Annotated in this window: 35 protein-coding genes; 29 read left to right on the top strand and 6 right to left on the bottom strand. The window is 40.7% G+C overall.

The window, feature by feature from the left end:
* The 19 genes from JOC94_RS20150 to JOC94_RS20060 form a co-directional block, all read left to right on the top strand.
* On the top strand, positions 1-205 hold a 205-nt coding region (locus JOC94_RS20150), incomplete at its 5' end, for a hypothetical protein (RefSeq protein ID WP_408021940.1).
* Positions 202-510 (top strand): hypothetical protein, encoded by a 309-nt coding sequence (locus JOC94_RS20145; RefSeq protein WP_205180233.1) that lies wholly within the window; start codon positions 202-204, stop codon positions 508-510. The genes JOC94_RS20150 and JOC94_RS20145, both read left to right, overlap by 4 nt.
* The gene (locus JOC94_RS20140; RefSeq protein ID WP_205180232.1) at positions 507-869 is read left to right on the top strand and encodes a hypothetical protein; all 363 of its coding nucleotides are present in this window, start codon (positions 507-509) and stop codon (positions 867-869) included. The genes JOC94_RS20145 and JOC94_RS20140 overlap by 4 nt, the downstream gene beginning before the upstream one ends.
* On the top strand, positions 870-1,280 hold the full coding sequence (locus tag JOC94_RS20135) for a DUF5072 family protein (protein ID WP_205180231.1): 411 nt from the start codon (positions 870-872) through the stop codon (positions 1,278-1,280).
* A gap of 14 nt (positions 1,281-1,294) precedes the next feature.
* Complete coding sequence (locus JOC94_RS20130; protein ID WP_205180230.1) at positions 1,295-1,813, top strand: phage major tail protein, TP901-1 family; 519 nt, start codon at positions 1,295-1,297, stop codon at positions 1,811-1,813.
* A 20-nt stretch (positions 1,814-1,833) separates the two neighbouring features.
* Complete coding sequence (locus JOC94_RS20125; RefSeq protein ID WP_205180219.1) at positions 1,834-2,136, top strand: segregation and condensation protein B; 303 nt, start codon at positions 1,834-1,836, stop codon at positions 2,134-2,136.
* Positions 2,137-2,300: 164 nt separating this feature from the next.
* Positions 2,301-2,582, top strand: coding sequence for a phenylalanine racemase (locus JOC94_RS20120; protein WP_205180217.1), 282 nt, complete (start codon positions 2,301-2,303; stop codon positions 2,580-2,582).
* A complete protein-coding gene (locus JOC94_RS20115) occupies positions 2,583-5,405 on the top strand; it encodes a tape measure protein (protein WP_205180215.1) in 2,823 nt (940 codons plus the stop codon).
* Positions 5,406-6,155 (top strand): distal tail protein Dit, encoded by a 750-nt coding sequence (locus tag JOC94_RS20110; protein WP_205180213.1) that lies wholly within the window; start codon positions 5,406-5,408, stop codon positions 6,153-6,155.
* A gap of 15 nt (positions 6,156-6,170) precedes the next feature.
* Positions 6,171-7,253 (top strand): hypothetical protein, encoded by a 1,083-nt coding sequence (locus tag JOC94_RS20105; RefSeq protein WP_205180211.1) that lies wholly within the window; start codon positions 6,171-6,173, stop codon positions 7,251-7,253.
* Between the two features lie 8 nt (positions 7,254-7,261).
* The gene (locus JOC94_RS20100; protein WP_236017165.1) at positions 7,262-8,749 is read left to right on the top strand and encodes a phage tail spike protein; all 1,488 of its coding nucleotides are present in this window, start codon (positions 7,262-7,264) and stop codon (positions 8,747-8,749) included.
* Positions 8,749-8,949, top strand: coding sequence for a hypothetical protein (locus JOC94_RS20095; protein WP_205180208.1), 201 nt, complete (start codon positions 8,749-8,751; stop codon positions 8,947-8,949). Before JOC94_RS20100 ends, JOC94_RS20095 begins: the two co-directional genes overlap by 1 nt.
* On the top strand, positions 8,939-9,787 hold the full coding sequence (locus tag JOC94_RS20090) for a hypothetical protein (protein WP_205180206.1): 849 nt from the start codon (positions 8,939-8,941) through the stop codon (positions 9,785-9,787). The genes JOC94_RS20095 and JOC94_RS20090 overlap by 11 nt, the downstream gene beginning before the upstream one ends.
* Positions 9,784-12,774 (top strand): glycoside hydrolase family 18 protein, encoded by a 2,991-nt coding sequence (locus JOC94_RS20085; protein ID WP_205180204.1) that lies wholly within the window; start codon positions 9,784-9,786, stop codon positions 12,772-12,774. Before JOC94_RS20090 ends, JOC94_RS20085 begins: the two co-directional genes overlap by 4 nt.
* A 14-nt stretch (positions 12,775-12,788) precedes the next feature.
* On the top strand, positions 12,789-13,001 hold the full coding sequence (locus tag JOC94_RS20080) for a BhlA/UviB family holin-like peptide (RefSeq protein ID WP_328799817.1): 213 nt from the start codon (positions 12,789-12,791) through the stop codon (positions 12,999-13,001).
* Between the two features lie 34 nt (positions 13,002-13,035).
* Positions 13,036-13,281 carry a hypothetical protein gene (locus JOC94_RS20075; protein WP_205180202.1) on the top strand — a complete coding sequence of 82 codons (246 nt, stop codon included), beginning with the start codon at positions 13,036-13,038 and terminating at the stop codon, positions 13,279-13,281.
* 42 nt (positions 13,282-13,323) lie between these two features.
* Positions 13,324-14,121: a M23 family metallopeptidase gene (locus tag JOC94_RS20070; protein WP_205180200.1), complete on the top strand. Its 798-nt coding sequence runs from the start codon at positions 13,324-13,326 to the stop codon at positions 14,119-14,121.
* 106 nt (positions 14,122-14,227) lie between these two features.
* Positions 14,228-14,590, top strand: coding sequence for a hypothetical protein (locus JOC94_RS20065; protein WP_205180199.1), 363 nt, complete (start codon positions 14,228-14,230; stop codon positions 14,588-14,590).
* 142 nt (positions 14,591-14,732) lie between these two features.
* Positions 14,733-15,287 carry a hypothetical protein gene (locus JOC94_RS20060; RefSeq protein ID WP_205180196.1) on the top strand — a complete coding sequence of 185 codons (555 nt, stop codon included), beginning with the start codon at positions 14,733-14,735 and terminating at the stop codon, positions 15,285-15,287.
* A 1,042-nt stretch (positions 15,288-16,329) separates the two neighbouring features.
* Here the strand turns inward: JOC94_RS20060 and JOC94_RS20055 are convergent.
* From JOC94_RS20055 to JOC94_RS20035, 5 genes are all read right to left on the bottom strand, one after another.
* Complete coding sequence (locus JOC94_RS20055; protein ID WP_205180194.1) at positions 16,330-16,662, bottom strand: hypothetical protein; 333 nt, start codon at positions 16,660-16,662, stop codon at positions 16,330-16,332.
* Positions 16,655-17,437, bottom strand: a complete 783-nt coding sequence (locus JOC94_RS20050; RefSeq protein ID WP_205180192.1) for a ParA family protein — start codon at positions 17,435-17,437, stop codon at positions 16,655-16,657. The genes JOC94_RS20055 and JOC94_RS20050 overlap by 8 nt, the downstream gene beginning before the upstream one ends.
* A gap of 11 nt (positions 17,438-17,448) precedes the next feature.
* Complete coding sequence (locus JOC94_RS20045; protein WP_205180190.1) at positions 17,449-18,339, bottom strand: helix-turn-helix domain-containing protein; 891 nt, start codon at positions 18,337-18,339, stop codon at positions 17,449-17,451.
* A 255-nt stretch (positions 18,340-18,594) separates the two neighbouring features.
* The gene (locus JOC94_RS20040; RefSeq protein ID WP_205180188.1) at positions 18,595-18,924 is read right to left on the bottom strand and encodes a type II toxin-antitoxin system PemK/MazF family toxin; all 330 of its coding nucleotides are present in this window, start codon (positions 18,922-18,924) and stop codon (positions 18,595-18,597) included.
* Entirely contained in the window at positions 18,921-19,190 is a 270-nt protein-coding gene (locus JOC94_RS20035) for an AbrB/MazE/SpoVT family DNA-binding domain-containing protein (protein ID WP_205180186.1), read from the bottom strand. Before JOC94_RS20035 ends, JOC94_RS20040 begins: the two co-directional genes overlap by 4 nt.
* Before the next feature lie 209 nt (positions 19,191-19,399).
* On the opposite strand from JOC94_RS20035, the gene JOC94_RS20030 reads away from it, so the two are divergent.
* From JOC94_RS20030 to JOC94_RS20005, 6 genes are all read left to right on the top strand, one after another.
* Positions 19,400-19,585, top strand: coding sequence for a hypothetical protein (locus JOC94_RS20030; RefSeq protein ID WP_205180182.1), 186 nt, complete (start codon positions 19,400-19,402; stop codon positions 19,583-19,585).
* A 75-nt stretch (positions 19,586-19,660) separates the two neighbouring features.
* Positions 19,661-19,897 carry a hypothetical protein gene (locus tag JOC94_RS20025; protein WP_205180181.1) on the top strand — a complete coding sequence of 79 codons (237 nt, stop codon included), beginning with the start codon at positions 19,661-19,663 and terminating at the stop codon, positions 19,895-19,897.
* 112 nt (positions 19,898-20,009) lie between these two features.
* Positions 20,010-20,204, top strand: a complete 195-nt coding sequence (locus JOC94_RS20020) for a hypothetical protein (protein WP_205180179.1) — start codon at positions 20,010-20,012, stop codon at positions 20,202-20,204.
* A 264-nt stretch (positions 20,205-20,468) separates the two neighbouring features.
* Positions 20,469-21,128, top strand: a complete 660-nt coding sequence (locus tag JOC94_RS20015) for a hypothetical protein (protein ID WP_205180177.1) — start codon at positions 20,469-20,471, stop codon at positions 21,126-21,128.
* Positions 21,129-21,142: 14 nt separating this feature from the next.
* Positions 21,143-21,292, top strand: a complete 150-nt coding sequence (locus JOC94_RS20010; protein WP_205180174.1) for a hypothetical protein — start codon at positions 21,143-21,145, stop codon at positions 21,290-21,292.
* A gap of 224 nt (positions 21,293-21,516) precedes the next feature.
* Positions 21,517-21,801, top strand: a complete 285-nt coding sequence (locus JOC94_RS20005) for a hypothetical protein (protein ID WP_205180172.1) — start codon at positions 21,517-21,519, stop codon at positions 21,799-21,801.
* On the opposite strand, the gene JOC94_RS20000 is transcribed toward JOC94_RS20005, so the two are convergent.
* Positions 21,798-22,187: a helix-turn-helix domain-containing protein gene (locus tag JOC94_RS20000; RefSeq protein ID WP_205180170.1), complete on the bottom strand. Its 390-nt coding sequence runs from the start codon at positions 22,185-22,187 to the stop codon at positions 21,798-21,800. The two genes, JOC94_RS20005 and JOC94_RS20000, sit on opposite strands and share 4 nt — an antisense overlap.
* Positions 22,188-22,416: 229 nt before the next feature.
* Here JOC94_RS20000 and JOC94_RS19995 point away from each other — a divergent pair, with 229 nt between their 5' ends.
* From JOC94_RS19995 to JOC94_RS19980, 4 genes are all read left to right on the top strand, one after another.
* Positions 22,417-22,650 carry a helix-turn-helix transcriptional regulator gene (locus JOC94_RS19995; protein WP_205180168.1) on the top strand — a complete coding sequence of 78 codons (234 nt, stop codon included), beginning with the start codon at positions 22,417-22,419 and terminating at the stop codon, positions 22,648-22,650.
* Positions 22,651-22,857 carry a hypothetical protein gene (locus JOC94_RS19990; RefSeq protein ID WP_205180166.1) on the top strand — a complete coding sequence of 69 codons (207 nt, stop codon included), beginning with the start codon at positions 22,651-22,653 and terminating at the stop codon, positions 22,855-22,857.
* 92 nt (positions 22,858-22,949) lie between these two features.
* Entirely contained in the window at positions 22,950-23,144 is a 195-nt protein-coding gene (locus tag JOC94_RS19985; RefSeq protein WP_205180164.1) for an eL24 family ribosomal protein, read from the top strand.
* Positions 23,145-23,173: 29 nt separating this feature from the next.
* On the top strand, positions 23,174-24,094 hold the full coding sequence (locus JOC94_RS19980) for a YqaJ viral recombinase family nuclease (protein ID WP_205180234.1): 921 nt from the start codon (positions 23,174-23,176) through the stop codon (positions 24,092-24,094).
* Position 24,095: the final 1 nt, after the last annotated feature.

Genomic DNA, 24,095 nt, shown 5'->3' with positions numbered 1-24,095 from the left:
GGAGTCGATTGGTGTAGAGATCGTCACTGCCATGTATAACCGACACCAAATGAACCACGATGGCGTGGCAGAAGAGCGTGTGGACGTGTTTTCCGTTAAGTTTGTGAATGATCTGTTGCAGCCCTATGCGGGCGAATTAGAGGAATTCAGGAATTTGTTGAAGGATGAAGAGGACGCAGATCGGGCAAAGGTGCGATTCCTATGAGAATGAAACCTATTAAACTGTTTTCCCTGGAAGAAGTAGGCCGGGATGAATTGAATAATCCAATCGTGGAGCCTGTGCTGATTGGTTTGTATAAAGGGGTGATTTCTCAATGGTCCATTGAAGAAATTGCCCTTTTAGATCGTGAAGTCACGAAAAACCAGCGGAAGCTTTTAACTGATGCTCCCAGGATCGTCATAAATCAAGCACAGCGCGTCGAAGTAGACGGGGAGACCTATTCCCTTCTGGAGGTAAAGAAAGACTTCCAGCGTTGGCGCTTGTGTCACGTGAAGGCTGATTCTCCATGATTCGGTATGAATGGATGGGAATCGAACCTTTGGCCAATGCTCTGAAAAGAAAAAGTGAGACCAATTTTAAAAAGGTGGAACGGAAAAACATTCTGGAATTGCGGAATCGGGCGGTTTCTTCGTCCAGTCCATCAAGTGGTGGAACACCAAGGGATACCGGGGAATTGCGTCTAAGCGCCACTGTCAATGCCGAAGGGGATACGTTCGGTTATACGAAGGATTATGCTCCACATGTTGAATATGGCCACAGAACAAGAAGCGGCGGCTATGTGCCTGGTCAGTATTATCTGAGGGCCAACGTGAACATTCAGCAGCCAATTTTTAAAAATGATCTGGTGGAAGAAATGAGGAAAAAGTAAATGCTGAAAAAACTTAACCTGTTGGATCTTCATAAGCCAATTCAGGACAGGATCCATGAGGGCACGAATTTAAAGTGCTTGGATGATATTCCAAAAAAGCAAAAAGCGCCTTTTACGTACCTGGACTTTGTTAATTCCAGGCCTAGAAATACAAAGACCATGTTTGTTCATGAATATATCGTTCATGTCCATATCCTTTCCCCTCCTGGGAGTAGTGTTCCACACTACAAAAATATCCAGGCGGTCGATGAAGCCTTAACGGAGTATATCCGGCTCCCTGAAGGTTATGAGCTTTGGGGACAGGTAGAAAGCGGCCTGGTGTCAAACTACATTGAACCGGAAACAAGGGAGCGTCATGCGGTCCTGGGTTTCCTGTTTAGGATCTCGTATGGCTTTAAAATAAAAATATGAGGAGTGATTGAGTAATGGCTTTTGAAAACAATCTTTACTGTGATTTTTCCGGTACGGCGACGAAGGCTGTAGCTGGTAAGGATATCCTCCTGGCAGTCTTTAACAGCACAGGAGATAAACTTTTGGCGGTGGCTGGCCAGCAGGGGCTTACCATTAACCGTTCAAAAGATTCTATTGAGGTTACATCTAAAGATACAAAGGGCGGCTGGAAAGCCAAAATCGGCGGTATGAAGGAATGGTCCATTGATAATGATGGGCTGTATGTCGGTGATGACGAGTCACACAAAGCGCTCAATAAGGCGTTTCATGATGATGAGTTTGTTTGCCTGAAGGTGGTTAACCAAAAAACAAAAGAGGCCATGTTTGGCGGCATCGCCATCGTGACCGATTATCCGATCGAGGCTCCTTATGATGATGCAGTGACGTATTCTATCAGCCTGGAAGGAAATGGACCATTAGTTGATTTGTCTGATCAAGATGGCGGCCTAATGCCAGGAGAAAAAGAAAAACCAGAACAACCAGAAGGTGCTTAAATTAGAAAGGAGAATGTCTTATGTTTGAAGTAGATGGAGATGTATTGGAATTAAGGTTCAACATGCAAAAGATTAAAAACCTAGAAAATATGTATAAGGTATCCTTAATGGCTGAATTAAGCCATGGAAAGGGAATTTTGTCCTTTCACCTGCTGGAAGGACTGTTCTCGGTCGGGTTGTACAATGTAACCCAGGAGCAAACTGTCAAAGGGAAAAAGGCCCAGGAAATCTTCCAAAAACTTTTGGAGGAGAATGGTTTTGGCGATTTGAATGCCGCAGTTGTCACCAAGCTCCAGGAAGACTTGGGTTTTTTGTTCCGATAGATCTTGTCGAATATGAATTTTTCGATACGGATCAGGTTGAGCCTAGAACGAACAAGCAAAAAGAATTAGCGGAGTTAGCAAGGTCTTATTCGTATGAACGAGATCTTGCTTTTTTTGTTGTCAATTTCGGTTTCACCAAAAGGGATTACAACGAATTAACCGATTTGGAAAAAGCATTCATCTACAAGGCTTATGAAACAAAACTTGTCAATGAGATGACCCATATCAGAAACGCTGTTTTGAACGCGGTAAACAACGCTTTCAGAAAGAAGAACAAAAAATTTATCGATCTCTACAAGAAAAAACAGGCCAAAGCGGACAAGGAATATAACCATAACGCGATCCAAGTTATCCATGAAATTGAAGAAAAAGAAGGAAAGTCCTGGGTTGACCGGATTTATAAGGAATCGGGTTTGAAGAAGCCGGAACGGAAAGTAGGTGACTAAATGGCAGACTACACTCTTACAGCGAAATTAATAGCGGATGCTAAAGGGTTCCAGGCTGGATTTCAAAGAGCCCAGGCTTCCCTGGCAAATCTACAAAATAAAGTTTCCTCTGTCGGAAATCGGTTTTCTTCAATTGGCAAATCAATAAGTGGCGTAGGAGATAAATTAACACGAAGCATAACCATTCCGGCGGTTGGAGCAACGAGTGCTTTGACCGGTGTAACGCTTGTAAAAGGTTTTAATCGGTTAGTTGGAATTGATACTGCCAAAGCAAAACTTAAAGGGTTAGGTCATGATGCAGGTAGTGTTGAAAATATCATGAATTCAGCCCTCGAATCGGTCAAAGGCACATCATACGGATTAGATGAAGCGGCGACAACTGCGGCCAGTGCTGTTGCGGCTGGGATTAAGCCTGGTAAAGAGTTGACGAGGTATCTTTCATTAACCGGGGATGCCGCGGCGATTGCTGGAGCAGGAATGGACGAGATGGGTGCTATTTTTAACAAAGTCCAAACAGCACAACGAGCTTATACCGGCGATCTGAATATGCTTGCTGACCGAGGATTGCCAATCTATCAATGGTTGGCAGAAGAAGCTGGCACTACAGCGGAAGCTATCAGGGATATGGCATCGGAAGGAAAAATTTCCTCTGAAATGTTCCTGAACGCGATTGAAAAGAATATTGGCGGAGCGGCGAAAATCATGGGACAAGAATCATTCACCGCGGCGATCGCTAACATTTGGGCTTCTGTGGCAAGGATAGGGGCCAACTTTCTTGATGCCGGTGGAAAAGGCGGCGGTTTCTTCTCTACGATGAAACCTTTACTCGCTGATTTTAATGAACGATTAGGGGTTGTAGAGGATAAGGCGGCCGATCTTGGGGTGAAGTTCGGTGAGGCTTTTAACGCCTTTTTGACCAAGGCGGGGGAATTAAAAGCGAAGTTTGATGAATTATCGCCATCGATGCAAGGGTTAGTTTTAAAAGCAATCGCCATCGGTGCTGGGTTCATGGTTGGAATTGGCCCAGCTTTAAAAATCGTTGGAACCTTAACTTCTGGTTTCGGATCTTTAATTAGTTTTGCATCGCTGTTACTTAGTCCTATTGGCCTGGTTGTCGCCGGAATAACGGCGCTGGCTGTTGTGTTTGGTGTAGCGATGGCAACAAGTGAAGAATTCCGCGGGAAAGTGTTTGGGGCCTTCCAATCAATCCAGGAGGTTGTCTCTAATGTTGTATCTGTCGTCCTGCCAATCCTGCAGAATATGTGGACCGGGGCAGTTGAAGGAGTGCAGACCTTTGCAAGTGAAATTGGCGGAAAATTGCTTAGTATCTTTGAAACGATCGGAAACGTCATTACAACTGTTGTAGAAGCAATAGGCCAATTTGTTTCAAGCATCGTAGACGGATTTCAAGGCGCTGGAGGCCAGGTAAATACTCTGTCTGCACTGTTCCTTGGCTTTAATCCGGTACTTAAAATCGCAATGCTTGTTCTGTCCGAGTTTGGCCCACAAATAGCGACTGGATTCAGTGAGATCGCTTCAATGGCAATGCCTTTACTGACGTTGCTAGGGGAATCTTTAGGTCAACTAGCGGCAGCAGTAATTCCTATGGTAATGAATGTCATTAGCGCACTTTTACCAATCGTCGTGAACCTGGGAACAACCATCATGGAGATTGCAATGGCGGTCATTCCGATTTTGATCGATGTATTCATGCAATTACTTCCAGTTGTTATGTCTTTGGTTGAAACCATAGCTGGGATTATCTCTAAAGTAGCGCCGTTGGTATCGGTATTAATTGGTGCTTTGTTGCCTGTTTTAACGATGCTAATTGAAACGATTATGAACATCGTTCAAGCAGTGGCTCCAGCCCTCATTGCAATAATTGAAGCAGTGATTGCAGTTTTTGACGCGATCATTCCTGTGATTATGGCGGTGCTATCTGTAGTCGTCGATGTGCTGGCAAATATCATCGCAGCCATTACACCAATTATCTCCTTTGTGGCCATGGTGATTTCGACGATCATTAGCATTATTGCGCCGATAGTCACTTTTATAGCCGGAGTTATCAAGAACATTTTTAGTGCTATAACTCCAATTATAACTTTCGTGTCGGGGGTTTTTAGCACGGTGTTCAGCGTTATATCTAAGGTTTTTAGAAATGTGCTAAACACCATAACGGGGGTAATCCGGACTATTTCTAGTGTCATCAGCACTTTAAGTAGCGTTGTGTCTCGTGTTTTCAGCAAAATCTTTAGTATCGCAACTCGCATCATGGATAAAGTGAGTTCTGTCATTTCGGGCGTATTTGATGGTATAAGAAATGCCTGGGATGGTCTAACGGGCTTTGTGAGCGGGGTGTTCGATGGAATTCAAGGTGCAGTTGAGACGCTTGTTAGCCAGGTGAAGGGATTTGTAAATGGCGTTATCGAAGGAATAAACGCAGCCATTGGTTTAATCAACAAGATTCCTGGTGTCAGCATTTCCAAGATTCCTCAACTTGCCAGGGGGACGGATGATTGGGCAGGAGGATTCGCAAGAATCAACGAGGGTGGCCGGGGTGAGCTGGTCATGCTCCCATCCGGCACCCAGGTGATCCCTCATGATGTCAGCATGAGATATGCCAGGGAAGCTGGCAGATCGCATTCACAACTTTATCAGGATAACTCCGACTTTATGGAGCCGGTAAGCGGTGGCGGCTCGAAAGAAATCATTATTCCAGTCGTTTTAGAAGGTAGGGAAATTGCAAGAGTAACAGCACCTTATATGGACAGGGAACTCGGAAGGAAAAGAAGTGACAGGACAAGGGCAGAAGGGGGTTTTTAAATGTTAAACTACGATAATTTTAACTTTAGTCCGTATTTAACCGTAAACGACATTAAACGGCCAATACTTCCCCCTCAGTCCTTGGCAACTAAAACTATTTTGGGGCGTGATGGAGCATATTTCTTCCAAAAACAGCATGAGCCTATCATTCTTCCTGTATCAATTACGGTAATAGAAGAGACAGCCATAAATTATCGTGAAAGGATTCGTTTTCTATCAGGTAAGTTGAATAAGCGTGAGCCTAAGCCGATTGTGTTTAGTGACGAGCCGAATATGTTCATTGAAGGAATTATTCAAGATACAACCGAAATGGAAGAAGTTTTATCAATTGGGCAAGGTGATTTAAACTTCTTTTGTCCGGATCCTTTTTATTATGCAATTGAGGATGAAATTTTCACATTCAAAGCTCCTGGAACCTATTCCATTGTCCGAAATAAAGGAAATACAGAATCATTGCCAATCATTGAAATCAAAGGCACAAATGCTTTGGGAGCTATCACTGTAGAAACCGACAATGCAAAAATCACTTTTGACGGGAAACTATCCAGCGGTGAAATATTAGTCTTTGACAGCAAATATATCACATCGTATATCTTGCAAACTGATGGGAAAAAGCGTTCAGCAAATAATGATATTGATTCAATGACCTTTCCCTATTTTGAAATGGGAAGCAACAATATAAAAGTGGCTACTGTTGGTGATGCAACAGTTTCAGAAATAAAGGTTCATTCAAAAAGCAGATGGACATAAGGGGGCGTGAAAAAAGTGGCCAAAACACCTTACAAGGACTTATCCAGCGAATCTATACTGTCTGCTCACATTTCAGGATTACAACATGATATAAATAAGCTGCAAGAAGTTTTAAATTTACAAGTGGCCACGGCTACCAATCACAGGTTGAGGCCAGTAATAGATCAGGATGATCCTGCTTTGCGCTACAGAATTTATGAGGGAAGTGTAAGAAACTGGTTAAACAATCCTGCGCCTATTGTTTATAGAAACGGCCAAGAAATACCCGCCAACGAATATATAATTCAACCTGCCTATGGTGTTGTTGTATTTGAAAGACAGCAGAGCGCAAATGATGTTATCACAGCAGACTTTACGCATATTGTTAGTGAGTCCAAAACGATTAATGATATTAATGCTGAAATAAGTGAAATAAGGGATGAAATTGAAAATATTGGCGGCGGCGGGGGCGAACTTCCCGATAATTATAACATTTTGGGCGGTGTGGCTCCGTATTTTTTTTTACCCGGCACATATTTATCCCATCAAAGGCGTGACTACCATCCTGTGATCAGGGGAGAAGATGGAACACTTGTTTATAATCCATTCACTCATTATCCTGCATTCAGGGTTCTTGTATATGCAAATACATTAGACGCCTTTCCGTTCCCATTATCGGTTCAAACCACGTTTAAACGCGCAGGCATTATGCTAGGTTCAGGGACTAATGCGAGGGTCCGTATCGGTTTGTATAAAGATAACGGCCATCTATATCCGGGGGAATTAATTTTTCAAAGCCCCATTATTACTGTTGAACCAGAAAAATGGGGATACGCGGAAATAGATGAAACTATTCCCCCAGGTCTATACTGGATTGCTCGTCATGATGGAAACAACGCTAACTGGAATGGATTGGAAGAAGGAAGCGTCATCCAAATAAACAGGTTTAATGCTGAAACATTCATAAGGGAATTAGCAGAAAGACCTAATCCTCATACAACAGCGGGCGGTTATCGTGCAACTAACATTCCATTTGGAAACATGCCGAGTACATTTCCTAGCGGTATCGAACCTTTTAAAAGGACGTATTATTGTTCTCCTTGGCTTGTAACGGAATGAGGGAATAAATGATGCTGAAATATAACCAATCAGAAATATACAATCAACTGGAAAAAGTAAAATACAATAGTCGATCATTCAGCGCAGATAAAGAACGTATTCCCCTAGCCAGGGCCCAATTGATGGTTTTTAACAGAAAAGGTGAAAGGTTGGGAGTATTAGAGAATGCAGACGAACCTATTTTGGAGCAGGAAATCAACAGCATTGATACACTAACCTTCAGCTTACCCTTTACTGATCCAAAAAAAGAATATATTCAGAATGAAAATTATGTCCAAATAGCAGACAAACGTTATATCGTTCGGCGTATTAATAAAATCCGTTCAGCAAGCACTTTTGAAATACAAGTCTATTGTGAAGCCACTTGGTATGATCTGCAACGTTCCGAACCTATGAAAGTTTGGAAGTGGGAAAATGCTACTCCGGCAGAAATGTTATATGACATGTTAGATGAAACTGACTGGAACGTTGGAAGGGTTGAAATCGATCAAAGACGGAACCTTGACTTGGAAGAAAGTTTCGTTAATCGTATAAAGGCTTTACGTGAGCTTCCTAAAGTCTTTGATGGTGAACTAGACTTTGATACAGCTAATAATTTAGTTCATTTTATAAAACCTATCGGAAAAGATTCAGGTGCTTCAATCGTATATCGAAAAAACATGGAAGAGATTGATGCTGAATACAGTACAGAGGAATTGACCACAAAACTTTATTTGTACGGCAAAGAAAATCTTTCTATTAAAGATGCCCATCCTAAAGGATTAGAGTATATCGAAAACTATCAATATACGAAAGAAAAGTACGTTCGAGTGACAAAAGACGAACGCTTCACAAACCCATACCACTTGTATGAAAGGGGATTGTACGCCCTTGACGTTTTAAGTAAGCCAGTAGGCTCATACATTATTAAATTAGCGGATTTATCAGCGTTGACAGGATTAAGTCATGAAAGCTTTAATCTTGGTGATAGTGTATGGGTGTACGACACTGAACTTGATCTGAATGAACGTAAACGTATCATGAAATGGCGCTATAACGTAAAAAGACCTTGGGACACTGAAATTGAGCTAGAAAATCCCAGGCCTACAATGAGTAGCCTCCTAACAGGGATTCAGGAAGGAGACAGCTTTTTACAATCTGAGGATGCTGTCCAACGTGACGACATGCTGAATTTGAGTGTTTTCAACTTGCTTTTAAACTCAAGGGCTGACGACGGTTTTTCTTATTGGCAGAATACAGGATGGGAAATTGATCCAATGAATGGGTATAGCGGCAACTCTTCCTTTAAAGCAGTGGGGGAACCGGGGAGAAAAAAAGAGCTAAAGCAGGTTGTTTATCCATCTCATCGTGATGAATACTCTATCAGTTTTAGAGCCAGTACGGATAATATCCAACTTGGACCTAATGGGAAAGTTGGGGTATATGTAACTATCAAATATGAAGATGGTACAGAAGATGATCCCGTCTTTATCCCTCTGATTGAAGGTGAAAGTTAATGATATTTTTTTCGGAATATAATAAGACAATCAAAGTGCAAAATCCAAGTAAAGGCGTTGAATCAATTGAAGTTGCTTTGGTAATTGATGATGTTCAAAAAGGCACTGCCAATATTACTGATTTCATGCTACAGGGCGGTAGAATCTCAACTGTTTGGGTTTACCACCCAACTGAAATCAGGTGGTCACATGATGGATAAAGATGAATTTACCCGATATTTAACCACTTTTAAGCATTACAGCTCAAAAAAAGTAAAAAGCATTGAATTAAATATAAGTGCGGAAAATGTTGACAAAGGCAATATCAGAATAACGGATATTCAATTGCAAGAAGGAATGCAGGCAACTGGTGAAATTCCTGCTACTCAAGACATTTTGGAATTGACAAGATTTAATATTGATGAATCCCATAATGCAACAACATATGAAAATGTTTATTTAGGGGATCAGCCGCAAACATTTTTCCATTTGGAAGAACGTTTTTTTAATGTTATGGGTAGAGGATTCGAAACGATCACGATACCAAATGTTTACCATGAGGATTACAGAATTCCTATTTTAACAACAGGGCTGGATTTAACGCTATATCCAAAAAATGATTATGATTTCCTTAGAATTACGTCCTTTTATGGTGGTTTTATTGAAAATCAGTATGACAGAACATACACAGATGAAACGCTTGAAAAAAACCCACTCAATTACCGTTATACAAGGGAATTTTGTTTCCCCGGGGGGAAAATAGGTGATGAAATCATACTGAGTGCCGCTAAACAAAGAGCAAGTGTAAATGGAAAAGTCATTGGCTTGGGTGTGCAAAAATTTAATGTTGGCCAGTCAAGCGATTATGACGGAATTAAACCCGTCTATTATAGAAATCGACAAAGGTTTATGTTGCTCCCGGTAGGTGCCACAAGAATAAATATTCAATTTATGAAAAAAGAGCAAACAGGCAATTTAATCTATATGGTTGATGCGGGAATTGGCTTCCATGGAATAGCGGAGTTCAAGCAGTGGACTTGGGGCGTGAGTAAAATATGAAATTCATGAGTTGGTCACTGAATGTACCTTCAAGCCTTGTATTTGACAGGTACATTCAAAAAATTGATGGAGAATGGAAAATAGTTGATCCTGACGGAATCAAAACGTGGGGAGATACAAACCGAAATTTTTTCCATATGTATGAAATGTATCATGATAAAATTACATCATTTGGAATGCACGAATTTGGTGTCTGGATTGACGGAACCATTTATAACTTTAGAATATCCAACAATAATAATGACAGGAAATGGGAGGATGGTTATCCCGTTTTAAATGCTGATGAAACAGCCATTCAAAGTTGGGTTCCGACTTCATTACAATATCTGATGGAAAACTATCCCGATATTGAATATGCCTTGCAGTTTATCTGTTTTGGACAAAAGGTTGATCGAATTTTACATTTGAATAGGGAGACAGTGCAAAATACGTTTATCCGACAAGTAAAAAAGATCGCTGAATTATACCGGGAGCGTTGGCCGAATGTCGTTACAATCGAAATTGACTTTGAAAAAACTTACACGTTACAAGACGGTGAGCCTATTTACTATCTTAGAGAGGACCCGAGTAAAGGAGTCGAGGGTTATGCAGATGGAAATGATTGGACTGTTTATGCAAATTTTTTAAAAAGAATTAAAGATGAAGTCTGCATACCTTTAGGGATGAAACTAAGGGTCAATATGTATGCCATGACAGGTGATTTTAACCCACACTATTACGGATGGCATGATTATAAAACGCTTGCTGCTGTTAGGGATAAAAACGGAAACCAAGCAATTGATGAATTTCAACTTATGACATATGATTTTACCTATGCTTATTCGGCTCCAGGTCCTTCTACACCATTATGGTGGTTGAAAGATGTATTAGAACATGTTAAGGATTCCTTACCAACTGAAAAAACCTGGATTGGAAACGCTGGATACGGTAGAAGATGGGGTTTAGATGCACAACAGCCTGGGAATGCAGTTACTTATCATCAATTGGTGATGTGGCAAAATGGTATGTATGTCCATAACCATGGCGAACAGGATCAAGGGAAATGGATTTGGCATGACCAGTCTTGGTTGCCGATTACGGGTTTTAATGATGCCGGTTCGGGCTATCAGGTTACGTACCCCCATCTGTATGATAAATTTTTAGTGGAATACGCTAAACCAGTTGAAGGGCGTATAAATAAAACATCTTTTGCTGGTCAAGATCTGATAACTAGCTATTTTAAAAGCCAACAGCCCATATTCACGGGCATCAAAAGTGTTGCAAATAAACTTAAACACAGCGGCCACGTTGATGCTCTCTATTCCAGCAATGGAATAGAAATCCCGGAAAAATATTTGGGAAAAACCTATCATTTTCCAGGGGCCTATCGAGCAAATAAGGCACGTTACCAATACGATGAAAATACCGAATCCTGCGTGCCCGCTTCAGATGATAGTGGTAAAAATGGTTTAATTAGGTTTGATTTTGGTTTAGAACAAGCTGGAAAATACAAGTTAATAGCACTTGTCCACTTCAATACATTCACAAATAACCAGATTAATTGTTCCCTGAATGGCAGTAATTTTACTATTGGGGGAAATAAACTTGAAGATTGGTGGCCGTTTTATGTTGATCAATATGCATGGTTAGAAGTAGGAACATTTAATTTTAGTACATCAAATACAATTACAATCGGCCCGAGTACGGGATATATTTGGGGATTTGTTGTCTGTGAGGATTTTGATCAAAACTTTAAAGGCGGGACTGTCGAATTTGCCAGCTATTTAGCTCCATATTACAAGCGTAATAGTAATGGAAAACCTGTCAAGACGGAAATACCCAAGGAAATGGTATTAACAGGAGAACTATTAAGGAGACCACCGAGACCGGCCATTATTTTTGAAGATATTTTTAGCCACCATTTGAGTAATGAGGAACCTGATAAATTTAATATAATATCGCTGCCTTATTACATGCGGATTCAAGATCATTGGGAATCGGGTAGCAATAAAGTTTACTATGAAAAAGAAAAGGCCTATGCCTGTACCGATGATCAAGGAATTAGAAAAATTGGATTTAGCAATGGAGACTGGATTTTACAAAATGATGGTCGGGTTAAATCAGGTGCAAATGCTGGAACGTCCAATCAATTAGTTTTGTATCATCCGCTTTCCTGTAATGTTGAAGTGCGGGCGGATATTGCTGTCAGCGGTACCTATCCTAAAGCAGGGATAAGGCTTTGTGCCGATGAAGAAGGCAACGCCAAAAAAGGTTATTTGGCATTGTTAGATTATCGACAAAATAAGGTCGTTTTGGCTTACGAGGATGGCAAAGGCGGGTTTGAGGAAATCGCCTCGGCCTGGATGTCGGATTCGCTGATCAGTTTAAAAGGCCAAACAGTTAGCGTTTATGCCACGGTTCACAATAATAAGGCTTATATCCGTGTAGGTAGGCAAGAATATTTAAAAGGTATAAGCCTTTCCAATGCTGCTTCCAAAAGCGCACACGGTGTTTATGTTGAAAGCGGGACAGTTGTTTTATCCCTCTTTAATGTATCTACCACGGACCGTTATGAACCCTTAGAAAAATTGGAAGTTGAAATTCATGGTCAAGTCCACAAATATGGTGAAGTTGAAAGATTCGATAAAAATAATAATCGTATTCCTTATGACGATTTTGGATATTTAACCTATTCAGGTGTTGATATTGGAGAAACCGAGCCAAAGGGTACTGAGTGGGATGAAGATTACAACAACCTGCCGCTTGCTAAGGTTCAGTCCTGGACGGGGCAAAAGAATATCAGGGTTCGAATGGTCGATGCTGGTATTTGGTTTACCAAGTTTTTTGTGGGAGATGCTCAAGGATTTTCGGTTGCATATAACAGCGATTTTATCGGTTTTGTGGAAACAATTAAAATGCTTTATAAATACGGATGTAGAGGGGTAGCGATGTGGACAATGGGACAAGAAGATCCCTTGATATTTAATTATCTCCCTGATTTAAAATGAAAGTAGGTGTGCTGGTGGATACTTTTGATATGGCAAATATAACAAATTATTTTCTTGCACAAGGGCCGTTCGCGGTCCTTTTTGTGTGGCTTTTTTGGTACCAATTAAAAAACAGTGAAGGGCGAGAAATAAAGTATCAAGATCTTTTACAAGCCATGACAGAGAAATATGACGATATTACAAAAGAACTTAAAGAAGTTAAAGAACGATTGCCGGTTAAAAGGTAATCGTTTTTTATTTACTTGAAAGGGGGTGAATCTGATGTTTGAACTTGAAGCGTATGGAATTGTTTTAATTCCTATTATTTTGGGGTTAGTTGAAATCGGAAAAAGTTTAGGGATGCCTAAAAAGTACTCGCCTGTTGTGTCTTTAATACTTGGAATCCTGGCAGGTATTGTTTACGTACATCCTGACAATCTTGCGGCGGCAACTCTCGTCGGAATAGCTCTTGGATTAGCAGCAGTTGGTTTATATTCGAGTGGGAAAAACATCGTTGAAAAGGAGTAACGTTCATACATTGCTCTTTTTTATTGAAAGGGGGTGAAGTCAATGTTTTTGTGGCCTACCACTACAAAGCGCATCACGTCTCATTTTAGACCAAGCCATCGCCGGGATCATCATGGACTGGATATAGCGGATCCAGGAACCCACCAGGTTTTTGCAGCGGCTGATGGGACTGTTTCTCGCTCCTATCGCTCTGCCAGCTACGGTGAATGCGTGATGATCGTTCATTCCATCAACGGTCAAACCTGGGAAACGGTTTATGCTCATATGCGTGCTGGATCTCGCAGGGTGAGTGTCGGTCAAAAGGTGAAGCGCGGTCAAATCATCGGGATCATGGGAAATACCGGCCATAGTACAGGCCAGCATTTGCATTTTGAGGTTCACCGTGGCCGGTGGAACATCAATAAAACAAATGCAGTGGACCCATTGAAATTTATTGGTACATCTGTTTCATCTCGCACCAAGACTTATAAGGTTAAAAAAGGAGACACTCTCAGTGGCATAGCTAAAAAATACGGTACTACTATCAAAGTGCTCCAAAACCTTAACGGCATTAAAAATGCAAATTTGATTCGAATTGGACAAACGATAAAGTTGCCGGGCGGCGGGTCATCCAAGAAGAAACTCTATCTACCCGCATCCGCATCTAGTTGGCGAGTTTATCCACTGAACAAAGCGCCGCGAAAAGGCAATGAAAAAGGATTTTTAAATCCGGCTAAGTTTGGCGGACTCACGTACGACATACTGGCCAATCCTCAAAAAGATGTTTACACAATCCAAACCTCTGATTTTGGAAAAGTAAACATTTATGCCGCGCCAAGTACAGGGGCCGTTATAAGTTAGTACGGCCCTCGTGGAGAGAGTAAGCAAGTATGTAACTTGGTTTAATAGCCTAGAGCTTCCTTCTAGGAAGACTTTTTTCAAAAAAATAAAAAGGAGTCGTTTTTTTATGGCTGAAACTATGTTGAAATATTCCCCTAGTGGTAGGTACCTTGCTGAGGTAATTTTTGCTACAGATGCAAATGTTTATTCTGCGAGAGCAACGTCTGTAGATATAAGTGGATGGTGTATTGAACAGAGTTTTACGTACACATACTACTACAATCTAGTTATTGAACGCTACAATGGACGTGTTTGGTTGACAATGCAACAGTGGACGGGACATTTTAAGCGAAGCATTCCAACTAAACGTTTCATGTTAAAGGGAAAACCAGCTGGTAACTATCGAATTACCGTATATATCAACATAGGTTGCCGCAACTGTGGAAAAACTTATATTAATCGTTCCGGTCCATTCTTAGTAAGGCGATAACAAGCGAATAGTGTAATACATGCTACAGTTAAGGGATTATGGTTCAATTAAAACCTGGCCTTTTTGTAGGTCCGGTTTTTTATTTTATATGGAATTTTTTCCGAATCTATTTTAAGCTATAAATAGATCGGTGGTGACAATTTTGAAAAAACACTTTATCATTTTTAGCTCTATTTTTCTCGTTTTTATAAGTGGTTGCTCTCCGGTAAAAGAACAACAACCAAAATTAAAAATTGATGAAACAGTCAAAAAAGAAGTCAATAAGGATATAAAAGAGCTTGTTTCTACATTTAATAAAACGATGAGGGAAGACGTTTCAGATAAATCGAAGGAAAGCGGCCATGATAAAGAATATAACCAATACTTGGAATCAATGGCTTTGGCTACTTCTTTGTCTGAATTAACCGGTGAAGTTGACGATAGTCTTAGTAAAGATTTTAAAAACTTGGGAAGGTTATCTTTAATCATCGAGGAAGAATACACTAAAAAAATCGATGCAATAAATTCTGGTCAAGACGTACCGAAGGAATCCATTAATAGATTAGATACATCCATTAAGTACGTTCTATACATTCTTAACGATCTGGATATTATACTAAATAATAAAGAAGGAAATCTTAAAGGTTATTCTCACTATGCCAATGGCGAAAAAGTAGATGCAGTAGATTCCATGACGGAATTAGACACGATAAAATAATTAGAGTATTCGTTCTGCGACTTTACACAAAATTTAAGTTTGTCGCTAAATGAGACACTGACTTTTAAATTACATCAATCACCAGGCGTACCAATGGTTTTACGCCTGGGATTTTTTTTGCTACCGATAATCTATCTTATGTCGCTTATGTTCTTCACAGCGGTGTCGCGCTGATGTATAAAAACCTGTGGATAACCCTGTTGGCAATGTGAATTATTCTTTTTGCGTACTAATTTCGGTATTTTGACTATTTTTGTTCTCCTTTTGAATAATATTTTACTAACCTAAAAGGAAAGGGGGGAATGGGCATGTGGACAGTTTATAATCTGATGGCTGAATTGTGGCATAAAAAAACCTCTGGGCATGATCTGAGCCGAGAGGAAATGACAGAATGGAAGAAAGTATGAAATAAAATCAATATATAGTGAGATTTTCCGGGGCAACCCGGATTTTTCTGTTAAAATATAGATTGCGGTCGGTTCGTCCTGTGAAGGGAGGGAACCAATTGGATAGCGAAGAGAAAAAGCAAAAGTCCAAGCTGGCGACAGCTTGGGACTATGCATTGCGTGTTCTTGGCACAATTAGGATCTTGTTTTGGCTGTTCAATCGTAACGATTAACAGCTGATTGCATCTATGCACCGAAGCCAGGCGGTTTCATCCTGGGGCGACTGACCATCGCCTTACCGTACCCTTCACTCAGAACCGGGGATGTTGCTGTTGGCTTTCGGTGCTTTTATTATATGCAATCTTTTTTATTTTAAACATGAAAAAACTCCGGGCTGACCATTTCCCGGAGTTTTTCTTATTCCAATTGGATAGCGTATCGTGTTTTAGCACGATCTTGTTTTCATTACTAGTTTACCACAATGGTTGTTATTTTAACACATTTTTTTGATTAAAAACTTTTTTATCGCCTTAAAAGTCGTTTACACGCGATTTTAGGGGTTTTTACGTTTTCATGACCAATAGGTATCGACTGGTTGAAAAAATCAAATCCTGGCCATTTCAGAGCGGGAACACTTGTTTTTGCGGATTCGTTTGTCATTCCATCCAGCCTTTTTCTTTGAATACTTTCTTTACAGCTTCATTCACGATCTGTGATTTGATTCCTCTTCCACCTTGTCGGCCGAGTCGGTCAATGGCAGCGGCAACTTCTTTTTCAAAATAAATTCCTTTTAAGATATGCGTTTTGTCTTTCTTTTTGTTTTCCTTGAGAACCTGATCAAGCGGATCAATATTATCGTTTTCTTTATCACTTAAATTATCGTTAACATTGGTGTTATTATTAATATTAATTTTATCGTCATCGCTATCATTAATGTTGCGATTAGCGACGTCATCAAAACCTGCGATCGTTCTTTTCTTTCTAGCCATCAGCGTCCATCTCCTTTGCCAATTCAAAGTAAGAGGCTATAAGCGGGTTGTTCCGGTCCGTAAGTGTAGCAGGTAGTCCATCCATCGCGACACTCGAAGCAAACCGCACTGTCCTCGGTATAATTGTATCAAAGAGGGTTATGCCATTGTTTATGCAATACGCGCGACACTCCTGCAGGATCTGGCTATGGAGATAGGTGCGGCGATCCACCAAAGTGGCTACTACTCCTAGCACACTTAGGCCCTGATTGAAACGTTCTTTAAAATCATCGATGGCCTTTAAAATTTTTACCAATGATCGCATGCTGTAGCTTTCTGGCTGAAACGGGATTAGCACGTGGTCAGCAAAGCTTAAGACGTTGCCCTGGGTTAACCCAAGGTTAGGAGGGGTATCAATCAAGACCACATCGTAATTGCTTAGAATCGGCTCCAGGTGCTTTCTCATTAACTGGAACGGTTGAGGGTACTGGTTGATCTTGGTCAAAATGTCAAACTCAAAGAAAGCCATATCATCGTTGCATGGCATAAGATCTATATTTTCATATGCGTTGACAATGGCCTGGTTCGGCGGCAGACCATCCACTAAAACGTCATAGATCGTGCTGTCGAAATTGTCCGGATTCAATCCGAAAGAAAGCGCAGCATTCCCCTGGTTGTCCGTATCGATGATCAAAACCTTTTTCCCCTCAAGAGAATACACTCCGGCCAGGTTTGTGGTGATCGACGTTTTTAATACGCCACCCTTGTTGGTGCTAACAGCGATTACTCTTGTCATTTTCCCCACTCCTATTCGTTTAGCCAGTCATAAAATAAAATGCTGTTATTCTGTCTAATGGCCTGGCGTCTTTGTTCCGCGGCCAACTCTCTCTCATATTCATCCTGGTCATTTTGCAGCATGTTCTTTACCGTTGTGTAAAAATAAGCTCCGATGTCCTTACGAATGGCTCTTTTCTTATATTGCTTGATGGTTTGCTTAAGGGCATCAATGGCGATGGCTGTTTCATTTGTGAGTGTATAGTTGATTTTCTCTTTGGCGATGCGCACCCGGTTCCACAGGTTATCAATCTCGATTGCGTTGAATCCGTACTTTGCTAGATCTACGAATTCTTTTGGTACTCGCTTGTCAACAAATGATTTATCCATTTCTATTTTTTCAGGATCCGGCTTACGTATATCGTTATTATTCTTTTCTCTAAAAGATTTAGTTTTAAAGATCTTAGTTTCGTGTTCATTTTTTGGCGGCTCGTCCGTTGGTATGTCTGCTTTTGTCGGTTCTTCCCGATGTGACATTTCCGGTGTGACATCCGATGTGACATGCTCTGGGAGAGAAAGGTCAGGTTGCTTGTTTATCACTATCACCGTGTGGCCGTATCCACCTTTTTTTCTGATGGTCTTAAGGCGCTTAATGGCTCCTAGTTCCTCCAGCTGCTTAAGCGCTCGGTGGATCGTTCTGGCTGCCTTTCCTACCAAATCGGCCAATGTTGCTATTTTAGTCCAGCAGACGCCTGGAATCTTGATTGCGAATCGCGATATAGTTTTTAGTGTTAATGCTGCAGCTGGCATGAGTTCGTGCTTGTGATGGTAAAGGAACGAGCGTATGGCGTTATTGAGTTCTTCCTTATTTTCAAATGTTTTTAGTTGTTTCATAGCGTTGTAGTCGGCTGATGCGATTTGCATAAAAAATCCCTCCAAAATATCTTATTTTGAAGGGAACCAAAACCGAATGGATTCTGTTATTGCATATTACACCCTTTTTCGGGTATAATAGCAGTAACAAAATAATGTTTAAACCAAACTCCGGGTAGAGTTTTTGGTTATTTAATTGGTTTTGATTCCCTTGGAAAGTCGGTGTTGGCGCACCGGCTTTTCTCTTTGTCTATAACTATACTCTATTTAAAAAATGGTAGCAATAACTAAAATTAGAAAAATCGGTCATGTCAAAAAGGTATGTATTTTGTCCAGGCATTCCTGGACGATCTTCTGTGGCGCTTCTCCTTCTATCGTTAAACCCCTTGCTCTCCAATCAAGGCTTTTGATCTGATCTGTCAGTATCGCTCCATAGATCGGCAGCCCATCTGGTAAAACGATTTCAAACGGATAACCTTTTACTTGTCCGGTAATTGGACAAACGACTGCAAATCCTGTTGCTCTATTGAAAGGTTCAGGCGATATGACCAAGGCAGGACGCTTTCCTGCCTGTTCATGGCCGGCCTGGGGATTGAAATTCAAGTAAACCAAATCACCACGTTTAGGAAACATCATATCAATTCACTTCCTGCTGTTCCGAATTCAATTTCATCATGTCTATTTTCTTCTGTTATTCCGGACAGCAGTTCTTCAAGCGTTGGCTTTTCCGATGCTCTTTTCAAAATAACAGCTTGATCCTCAACAATCATTTTAATTTCTGATCCATCGAAAAATCCGATTTTGTTTGCTATCTTTTGAGGGATGCGAACGCCCAAACTGTTTCCCCACTTTTGGACTTTTGCAGTCAATTGGAACACCTCTTTTTCATTGTTCGCATTCATTTTACCACTCCTTCAATTAAAAGTATATACTAATCTATACATTTCAAACGTAAAATATTCAGTTTGTTTTTTGTTCGATTAGTATTTTTATTAATTTTATTGTTAATTTTTATGTTAAAAAAATAGTTAATTTTATTGTAAATACTACTTGTATGTGTGGTGATAGTACGTTAATATACAGACAGTTCAAAGGAAAGGGGAAAATAAAAATGGAAAAAGTTAGGGTTAAGACACGTTTTAAAGATTTACCTGGACTATCAAAAAAGACACGCGGCAAGGCAGCGGTGATCCTGGACTGCCGGGGAGATGAAGATCAAGGGTATGAATACTGGGTGGAGGTTGGGAAGTTCCCAACGCTTAGAATGTGGACTCCTGCTGAATTCCTGGATCTTTAAAAAAGGGCCGGTTCTCCGGCCTGCTAATTAATATTAATATTAATAATAAAATTAATAATGAGGGGAGAATAAAAAATGGCTCAAGTGATCGTATATCCGCATGCTATTGGAAGAATCACAGAGAATGCTTTCTTGGCTTACTTCGATGGGGAAGGCGTTTGGTTACCAAAATCGCAGGTTAAAGCAGAAAAGAGGGAACTTGATGGGCATACCGAATATAGAGTCAAAATGCCGAAATGGTTAGCGGACAAACATGGGTTTACTGCAAAAAACTTCGACGGCTCCAGTATACATTTTCATCAATACGAATAATTGAAAGCTTGGAATGGTGACCTTTAATATTAGCATTAACATTAAAATTAACGATAATAAAATGGATCCTGGCGCTCTCCAGGATCCCAATACAAAACAGGGGGTTGTCTACATGGTAACTGAAACGCTGATCAATAGAAAGTTGGAAATGTTGAAGAAAAATGGCCGGGTGTCTTGCAAATCTTTGGAGGTTGCTCGCGGAGTGATCGATACGGCGGCCAATAATGGGATGATCGTCGATGCTTTTAAAAGTGGCAGCTATGTTGGTATGGGGTATTGGGAATTAAAAATCCGTAAGCATGCGTAAAAATGGATCTTCTTATCCATTATATAAATTCTGTTAATTATTACAAAATGTTTCTTATGAATGTTAAAATGTTACACAAAATGATTTTAAGGGTGGAGAGATACATGAAAAAATGCGTTAAATGTGGATCGAGTCGCATGGATAGTTATGAAACTATAAAGTGGGATGATTGGACCGGGGAAAAGTACACTTTGAAGATTTTTTATTGCTTGCATTGCGGGGCTTCTACATCAAGTGATATATAAAAGGGAGGAAAGAAAATCGATGCCCAAATTAAATAGTCTGGTGGTCGCCGGGGCGGTCGCTCTGGCGGCTTTGATCGGTGTAGGTGTTTATAAATTTACGAGTGATATTTCTGCTGAGGCAAAGATTCAAGCTGAAGCGAATTCCTTGCTGGATGGAACAGAACCAGAGATTGAACCAGCGGACGCTCCGGCGGGGGCTGAGTGGGTAAAAGATTACCTTAACTGGCCGCAGTCGGATGTCCGTCCTCCCTTGCCAGAAATAGAAGAGTATGACAAAAATGTTGTCTGGAAGTCTGGTTATGAAGTAGATGGCAAAGGAAAACTGAAAAAGCTGCATGATTATTATAATCAACTTTTAGGATGGGAAAAAGGTGAACAAATACTTTGGGATACCCTGGATCCAGCTGAAATGGCGGATTATCTCCTGGATCTACATGATTTTGTTGAACCGAGCAAAATGGATAATGATTTAAAAAATGCTGAGGCGCTCCTGGAGTTGGCCTTCATGAAAAAGGATGAGGATGCCTTACACTATGTTCACCGAATCCTGCATGATCTGGACCATCATATCAACGGTACAAAGGTGAAAGAGGTATGGGGTGTTACTGATGCCTTTGATGGAGATGTGGGCGAAGTGACCTACCATTTACTTGACAGCGCTTATTTTGAAACAAATTAGGGAGGGAGTTTTTTATGTCGGTTTTTGAACGGATCGTCATCGAAGCGGAACCAGGATACAAGCGTAAATTAAAAGAAATCGCTGTTTTGACTGATCGAACAATGAAAGATGTAATCCTTGATTACATTGATCAGAAATATGAAGAAGTTCAAAATAAAAAATAGGATGTTGCCTCTTGGCTTCCAATGATTAAAAGAGACTATCTTTCATTTTGATGAAAATAGTCTCTTTTTACCGTTTTTGCATGATATTTTAACAAAATGGCAAATTTGCTTAAATTTGATTGTATAAAGTTAAATCATTGGGTATGTTTAAGGAAATCATTATGTTACAATTATTACATAAATAGAACGAATGTTCCCGTCAGTGAGTATAAAGGAGGAGGCATATGAGCGGGAGTATACTAGATCTTCATAAGAACAGAACCCTTCTTGAGTCAGATGGCGCTCAAGAAGAAAAATGGTCAAGTCGTGATCTTTTTTTGGAAGTGCTTACTCATTTTATGAATCATTCACCCTGTGGTGCTTTTAGTAGTCGGGGATTAGATCTTTCGAATGTACACGGATGTGTGAATGTTCTGTATGTGTACGGTTTAATTACAGCAGAAGAGAAGGATTTAATCGTAAATCATTATAATAATCTAACCAGGGAAAAAGGGGAGCGGGGGGCTTAGGCTTTCTCGCTCTCACCTTTTTCTTTTTTTTCTTTTATTTTTTGAGGAAGTCGCTCTTTGACTACTAACTCCAGCAAGTCGCGGATCGGCTTCAGTTCCTCGTCAGAGAGTGGAACACCATCCCAATGTAATTCTTTATCTGCTAATAGTTCCCTGGCATTTTTCGTTGGCTCTTTCGGATATGGATTGTCCGTTAAGCCGATCAAGTAATCTGCACTTGTTTTCAGTTTTTCTGCAGCATCATGGAGCATTTCCAGAGGTGGTTGTCTGTAATTGCTTTCGTATCCTGCGTATGTTGATCTAGCGATACCTAGATGATCTGCCATGTCCTGGAGCGTATATCCTCTTTTTTTCCGCATTTTGCGGAGTCTGCTCCCAATGTCCATTATTATTCCCCATCTCCTTTTTGTCTATTTATCTTGTTTTCCACTGACTATAGTCATTAGTATTATTCATGATAAGGTCGCAATTAGCAACATCGCTTATGCGCTCTGCATTACTACTCTACAAAAATAATGGTAAAAAAAAGAAGAAAGTACTTGATTATTATGCGAAAAGCATTATAATGTGTTATAGAAAGTTATTCAATTCGCATACATGAAGGGAGTTGATCTTATGGCTAAGCGCCGTGATTGGCTAATTGACATAAGGAAAAGGTTAGGTTTATCGGTTCCTGAAATTGCTGAAAAAGTCGGGGTTGCCGAACCTACCTGGTACAACTACGAAAATGGTCACCGAACGCCGCGAGGATATAAGGCGTTACATATTGCGAACACATTGGGTTTTCCTGTTGATTATTTTTTTTGCGATGATGTTCGCGATTCGCGTCATTTTAAGGAGGTGATATGATTGCCCAAAGTGACGAATGTGTTTCTCGAAAAGCGTTATAAAGAGATGCTCAACTACGAATCCTTTCTGGTGCAATTGGTTGAGTTACTCAAGGGGGCAGGGGAGCCAGAAGTAGCAGCGCTTATCTGCAAAGAGAAGAATGTCATCAAAAGCCAGCGCCTGGATCTGAAAATGACGCTGGAACGACAAAAGCGACACGTTGGCTAGAACGTATCGCTTTTGATGGACCGACTAACAAAAGATCCTACCAACATTATAGTTGGTCGGTCCTCCTAAAACAACACTAAGGAGGAATTTTGATGAATTTAGATCGATTTGCTGTTGGCCTTGCTGATCCACAAGCGGCCAGAGAAGTTGGAGAATGCGAGAATTGCGGTGGCGAAATTTACGAAGGTGAACAAGTTGTGAGATATGACGGCGATCTGTTTTGCGATACCACTTGCTTATCTGAATATCTCCTGCAGAATGCGCTCTATGAGGAGGTGGTCGTGTGAAACCGATTGTCGCTGTTGAAACGGCCAACATGACCGAGCAGGAATGGCTACAAGCACGGACAAGGGGGATCGGTGGATCTGATGCATCCATCGTCCTCGGACTCAATAAATGGCGCACACCGTTTGAATTATGGCTGGAAAAGACCGGGCAGATCACACCGGAATCTGCAGACAATGATGCGGCTTACTTTGGAACCCTCCTGGAGGATCTGGTTGCAAAAGAATTTGAGAAGCGCACTGGTAAGAAAGTTAGAAGAAGAAACGCCATGTTTCAGCACCCTGAACATGATTTTATCCTAGCAAACGTTGACCGGATGGTGGTTGGTGAGAAGGCCGTTCTGGAGTGCAAAACGGCGTCAGCTTATCGTTTGAAAGAATGGGAAAGTGAAGAGATCCCGGAGGAATATATCGTTCAAATTCAGCATTATCTGGGCGTTATGGGACCTGAATATAAAAAAGGTTACTTTGCCGTTCTGGTCGGCGGCCAGAAGTTCATCTGGAAAGAGATTGAGCGTGACGATGAATTGATCGAAATGATCTTTGCGGCTGAGGTGGATTTTTGGAACAATCACGTGTTAGCGGAAGTAGAACCTCCCCTGGATGGATCCTCTGCGGCAGAGAAATTCCTGAAAGAGAGATATGCAAAGGCAGACACTGAGAAATCCATTGATCTTAAAGCTGAATATAAACCGAAGATTGACCGGCTCCTGGAAGTAAAGGAAACACTAGAAATCTTAAAAAAAGAGAAGCTGGAAATCGAAAACCAAATTAAAAACGAATTGAAAGACGCGACTTTTGGCTTTGTTCAAAACTACCGGGCCGAATGGAAGCAGATTATTTCGAACCGGGTAGATACGAAAAAATTAAAAAGTGAATTCCCGGATATCTATCAGAAAGTTGTGAAACAGTCCATTACTCGCAGATTCGATATCAAGCAAATAGGGGGATGAA

The sequence above is a fragment of the Siminovitchia thermophila genome (assembly GCF_016909185.1).
GTDB classification, from domain to species: Bacteria; Bacillota; Bacilli; order Bacillales; family Bacillaceae_C; genus Siminovitchia; species Siminovitchia thermophila.
This window is presented reverse-complemented; position numbering and strand designations above follow the sequence as displayed.

Excerpts from the sequence above, each read along its gene's own strand:
- JOC94_RS20145 (WP_205180233.1), top strand. The coding sequence starts at position 202 with ATGAGAATGAAACCTATTAAACTGTTTTCCCTGGAAGAAGTAGGCCGG.
- JOC94_RS20140 (WP_205180232.1), top strand. The coding sequence starts at position 507 with ATGATTCGGTATGAATGGATGGGAATCGAACCTTTGGCCAATGCTCTG.
- JOC94_RS20135 (WP_205180231.1), top strand. The coding sequence starts at position 870 with ATGCTGAAAAAACTTAACCTGTTGGATCTTCATAAGCCAATTCAGGAC.
- JOC94_RS20130 (WP_205180230.1), top strand. The coding sequence starts at position 1,295 with ATGGCTTTTGAAAACAATCTTTACTGTGATTTTTCCGGTACGGCGACG.
- JOC94_RS20125 (WP_205180219.1), top strand. The coding sequence starts at position 1,834 with ATGTTTGAAGTAGATGGAGATGTATTGGAATTAAGGTTCAACATGCAA.
- JOC94_RS20115 (WP_205180215.1), top strand. The coding sequence starts at position 2,583 with ATGGCAGACTACACTCTTACAGCGAAATTAATAGCGGATGCTAAAGGG.
- JOC94_RS20110 (WP_205180213.1), top strand. The coding sequence starts at position 5,406 with ATGTTAAACTACGATAATTTTAACTTTAGTCCGTATTTAACCGTAAAC.
- JOC94_RS20100 (WP_236017165.1), top strand. The coding sequence starts at position 7,262 with ATGATGCTGAAATATAACCAATCAGAAATATACAATCAACTGGAAAAA.
- JOC94_RS20095 (WP_205180208.1), top strand. The coding sequence starts at position 8,749 with ATGATATTTTTTTCGGAATATAATAAGACAATCAAAGTGCAAAATCCA.
- JOC94_RS20090 (WP_205180206.1), top strand. The coding sequence starts at position 8,939 with ATGATGGATAAAGATGAATTTACCCGATATTTAACCACTTTTAAGCAT.
- JOC94_RS20085 (WP_205180204.1), top strand. The coding sequence starts at position 9,784 with ATGAAATTCATGAGTTGGTCACTGAATGTACCTTCAAGCCTTGTATTT.
- JOC94_RS20075 (WP_205180202.1), top strand. The coding sequence starts at position 13,036 with ATGTTTGAACTTGAAGCGTATGGAATTGTTTTAATTCCTATTATTTTG.
- JOC94_RS20070 (WP_205180200.1), top strand. The coding sequence starts at position 13,324 with ATGTTTTTGTGGCCTACCACTACAAAGCGCATCACGTCTCATTTTAGA.
- JOC94_RS20065 (WP_205180199.1), top strand. The coding sequence starts at position 14,228 with ATGGCTGAAACTATGTTGAAATATTCCCCTAGTGGTAGGTACCTTGCT.
- JOC94_RS20055 (WP_205180194.1), bottom strand. The coding sequence starts at position 16,662 with ATGGCTAGAAAGAAAAGAACGATCGCAGGTTTTGATGACGTCGCTAAT.
- JOC94_RS20050 (WP_205180192.1), bottom strand. The coding sequence starts at position 17,437 with ATGACAAGAGTAATCGCTGTTAGCACCAACAAGGGTGGCGTATTAAAA.
- JOC94_RS20045 (WP_205180190.1), bottom strand. The coding sequence starts at position 18,339 with ATGCAAATCGCATCAGCCGACTACAACGCTATGAAACAACTAAAAACA.
- JOC94_RS20040 (WP_205180188.1), bottom strand. The coding sequence starts at position 18,924 with ATGATGTTTCCTAAACGTGGTGATTTGGTTTACTTGAATTTCAATCCC.
- JOC94_RS20035 (WP_205180186.1), bottom strand. The coding sequence starts at position 19,190 with ATGAATGCGAACAATGAAAAAGAGGTGTTCCAATTGACTGCAAAAGTC.
- JOC94_RS20030 (WP_205180182.1), top strand. The coding sequence starts at position 19,400 with ATGGAAAAAGTTAGGGTTAAGACACGTTTTAAAGATTTACCTGGACTA.
- JOC94_RS20025 (WP_205180181.1), top strand. The coding sequence starts at position 19,661 with ATGGCTCAAGTGATCGTATATCCGCATGCTATTGGAAGAATCACAGAG.
- JOC94_RS20020 (WP_205180179.1), top strand. The coding sequence starts at position 20,010 with ATGGTAACTGAAACGCTGATCAATAGAAAGTTGGAAATGTTGAAGAAA.
- JOC94_RS20015 (WP_205180177.1), top strand. The coding sequence starts at position 20,469 with ATGCCCAAATTAAATAGTCTGGTGGTCGCCGGGGCGGTCGCTCTGGCG.
- JOC94_RS20010 (WP_205180174.1), top strand. The coding sequence starts at position 21,143 with ATGTCGGTTTTTGAACGGATCGTCATCGAAGCGGAACCAGGATACAAG.
- JOC94_RS20005 (WP_205180172.1), top strand. The coding sequence starts at position 21,517 with ATGAGCGGGAGTATACTAGATCTTCATAAGAACAGAACCCTTCTTGAG.
- JOC94_RS20000 (WP_205180170.1), bottom strand. The coding sequence starts at position 22,187 with ATGGACATTGGGAGCAGACTCCGCAAAATGCGGAAAAAAAGAGGATAT.
- JOC94_RS19995 (WP_205180168.1), top strand. The coding sequence starts at position 22,417 with ATGGCTAAGCGCCGTGATTGGCTAATTGACATAAGGAAAAGGTTAGGT.
- JOC94_RS19985 (WP_205180164.1), top strand. The coding sequence starts at position 22,950 with ATGAATTTAGATCGATTTGCTGTTGGCCTTGCTGATCCACAAGCGGCC.
- JOC94_RS19980 (WP_205180234.1), top strand. The coding sequence starts at position 23,174 with ATGACCGAGCAGGAATGGCTACAAGCACGGACAAGGGGGATCGGTGGA.